The 763-nt window shown below is 38.1% G+C and carries 1 pseudogene; it reads left to right on the top strand.

Annotation, left to right across the window (positions count from 1 at the left end):
• Nucleotides 1-616: 616 nt before the first annotated feature.
• A pseudogene (locus ACJ5GX_RS03245) lies at nt 617-763 on the top strand (isocitrate/isopropylmalate family dehydrogenase); the annotation flags it as partial.

Raw genomic sequence — 763 nt, forward strand, 5'->3', positions numbered from 1 at the left:
AAATTAATTTACAGTTTTTGTCCTTTGTTAAAAATGCCGCAGATATTGGCTTAGATGTAGAGTTTTTCGGTAATTTTATTTTTCATCGCGGCACTTTTTGCCCCTTTGTTCTCGCAAGTTCGATTGAAAGCATGACCACGATAATCTTACTAGATAGGTACTTAGATAAATCATAACTTTATCATATTAGATGATACTGCAACTGCAACTGCAGTCATTGCCTACATAAGTAGGAATGTATCTATATGGTTGTAGGTCGGTAGTAGGTATTGTGCACAGGACATGCCCACTCGCTTCCAGAGAGGATCGATCAAAACATTATTACATCAGTTTTAATATCACTTTGATATTAAAATGTAGGTTAAGTACCTAATTTTAGCTGAATCTGGTAGAGTAAGATAGGTACTGGTTAGCATCATATTGCAGCACGGCAATTTCAGTTGAAGCGTTTATTATATTCCAGAAACGTAACAGCTTGTTATGCTAAGATTGCGATGCGAGGATTTATCTCTGCAAGGCGAACGTTGGAGTTGTTTACGTCCCGGACCACTCCCGGTATGGCTTACAGTCAATTGGCCTCGTCTACTGGTTCTATCCTGTCGGCGATTTGCATAAATTGATCGATCGTATTGCAAAAGAATATCCGGATATAAAGGCGGAACATTATATAGTTGATATTGGAATGGCACGTGTTGCCACAGAACCCGAGAATTTCGATGTTATAGTAACTGAAAATCTATATGGCGACATATTATCAGACATA

This window comes from Wolbachia endosymbiont of Tuta absoluta, from assembly GCF_059414725.1.